A 2516-nucleotide genomic window follows, 5' to 3' on the forward strand; every position below is an offset into this window, starting at 1 on the left:
TTATTTCCAAGTTTATAATAGCGCTCCATAGATTTGTGCAAAGAAAAATGAATTATAAAATAGCATGGGTAGTTATTTTTCCGTTCCGTATTTTTACAATTTTGGATCCAATTGTTATGAAGGTTTTTAAATTTCCATATCTTTCCGTCGCAGTAATAGGAAGAAAAAAAATATGAAGGTCTCTATTTCTGTTCCTGGAAGGTTCCATCTTTTTAACCTCGCGCAGGAATTAATAAAGAAAGATTATCTCTCCCAGCTGATTACTTCGTATCCTAAGTTTGAGGTGAAAAAATATGGGATTCCAGAAGAAAAAATTTCTTCCGTGATTTCAAAAGAGATATTAATGCGTGGATGGGAAAAATTTCCGGATTTTTTGAAAGATATTTGGAATCCCCAATTTTTTATACACGAGATTTTTGACAAGAGCGCGTCAAAAAAATTGCGCACATGTGACATCTTTGTGGGGGGATCCTCTGTTTCGCTACACACATTTCAAAAAGCAAAAGAATTTAACGCAATTCTTGTTTTAGAACGCGGTAGTTCTCATATGGAATATCAGAGAGATATTTTAATTGAGGAATATCAAAAATTTGGAATTGATGTACAAAAGTCATTTATGCTTCCGCATCCAAAAATTGTTGAAAAAGAGCTGAAAGAATATGAAGAAGCTGACTATATCTCAATACCGTCCCTTTTTGTAAAAAGTACATTTTTGGAGAAAGGCATCCCTGAATCGAAATTAATTCATGTGCCCTACGGCGTTGATCTTTCGCGATTCAAGCAGATTCCGAAGGAGGACGATATATTTCGGGTCGTATTCGCAGGCGGGATGTCGCTCCGTAAGGGGGTCCACTATTTACTCAAGGCTTTTTCCGAACTCAAACTGCCGAACTCCGAATTATTACTCATCGGATCAATAAATGAGGAAATAAAACCATTTTTCAAAAAATATGAAGGGAGTTTTAGATACATCGGGCACGTTCCACAGGCGGAACTTTATAAACACTATTCACAAGGATCGGTTTTTGCGATGATGTCGATTGAAGAGGGGCTCGCACTTGTGCAACCGCAGGCGATGGCTTGTGGGTTACCCGTTATTGCAACGACGAACACAGGAGCCGAAGATATCGTCCGAGATGGGAAGGACGGGTTTATCATCCCAATCAGGGATGTAGAGAAATTGAAGGAGAAGCTAATATATCTTTATGAACATCCTGTAGAGAGGGAAGAAATGGCAGTGTCGGCAAAAGAGCACGTATCATCGGGTTTTACGTGGGACGACTACGGGGATAAGATGATCAAAGAGTATGAGAGGATACTACGAAATACGAAATAGTACGAAAGTACGAAAAAGATGCCGGAAGATATAAAAATAAGAAGAAAGGATTTGGTGTATTCGGAGTTGAGTTACAAAATTATGGGCGTTATCAGATTACCTATTAGAAAACATAGAGTTATTGCAAATAATAAATTCTAGAAATTAAGGGCAAATAATATTTACTTTAAAAAATAATATTTGATAATGAAGGTAAAAACTAATAGTTTTTTAAATCACACTTTTATAACTAATTTAATAAACAATAAATCGGTTATGTTAGATTTGGGAGCTAATAATGGAGAGTTTTCAAAATTTATAAAAAGATTATATGGAGGCAAAATTTATGCTATAGAGGCAATTCCAGATTTATACGAGAACACAAAAGAAATGTTGGACGTAAAGAGTTTTAATTATTGTGTCTCAGATTCAAATAAATTATGCAAAATTAAAGTTCCCGAGAATGGATGTGCTAGCAATAAAGTAAATAAAATTAATGGTGAAGAAATTGAAGTTCCGGGAATAACCTTGGATAAATTTTTATTAGACCAACAAATAAACAGAGTCGACTTATTAAAAATGGATATTGAGGGTGCTGAAATAGAGGTTTTTGAATCTATTTCTAAAAAAACTTTAGAAAAAATAAATCAAATTACCGTTGAATTTCATGATTTTTTATGGCCTGAATTAAAACCAAAGGTTAAAGAAATAAAAAAGAAAATAAAATTAAATGGGTTTTATTGTATCCCGTTTTCTTTAACAAATAATGGTGACGTGTTGTTTATTAGAAAAAATTCAATTTCTTTTTTTAATTACCTGTACTTAAAATATTTAATTAGATATTTGCTTGGAATAAAAAGAAAGTTTTAAAAATATGGTTACTTTAAATATAGGTAATTTTTTGTATATTCGTAATTTATTTGTATTAAATAGCTAATATGAGAGTTTTACACATCATCCCTACATATTACCCGGCTTATGCCCGAGGCGGTCCTATCTGGAGCGTTCACAACTTGAACAAGTGGCTCGCCAAAAAGGGGATTGATGTTACCGTCTATACCACCGACATTGATATTCCAGAGAGTATCCCTAAAAATCAGGAAGTTAATGTTGACGGTGTGAAGGTTTTCTATTTCCCCATTTCTTTTGCCACGTGGGAGTATTCCCGTGATTTGCACTTCGCCCTTCGCCATTTGCCGGA

At 34.3% G+C, this 2516-nt stretch carries 3 protein-coding genes; 2 read left to right on the top strand and 1 reads right to left on the bottom strand.

The window, feature by feature from the left end:
• Positions 1-172 precede the first annotated feature (172 nt).
• Together COU51_03740 and COU51_03745 are read left to right on the top strand one after the other, a co-directional pair.
• A complete protein-coding gene (locus tag COU51_03740) occupies positions 173-1336 on the top strand; it encodes a glycosyltransferase family 1 protein (GenBank protein PIR66476.1) in 1164 nt (387 codons plus the stop codon).
• 186 nt (positions 1337-1522) lie between these two features.
• Positions 1523-2185 carry an FkbM family methyltransferase gene (locus COU51_03745; GenBank protein PIR66477.1) on the top strand — a complete coding sequence of 221 codons (663 nt, stop codon included), beginning with the start codon at positions 1523-1525 and terminating at the stop codon, positions 2183-2185.
• A 77-nt stretch (positions 2186-2262) separates the two neighbouring features.
• Here COU51_03745 and COU51_03750 read toward each other — a convergent pair whose 3' ends face one another.
• Positions 2263-2508 carry a hypothetical protein gene (locus COU51_03750; protein ID PIR66478.1) on the bottom strand — a complete coding sequence of 82 codons (246 nt, stop codon included), beginning with the start codon at positions 2506-2508 and terminating at the stop codon, positions 2263-2265.
• Positions 2509-2516 lie beyond the last annotated feature (8 nt).

The sequence above is a fragment of the Parcubacteria group bacterium CG10_big_fil_rev_8_21_14_0_10_36_14 genome (assembly GCA_002772895.1).
In the GTDB taxonomy this organism is placed as follows: Bacteria; Patescibacteriota; Patescibacteriia.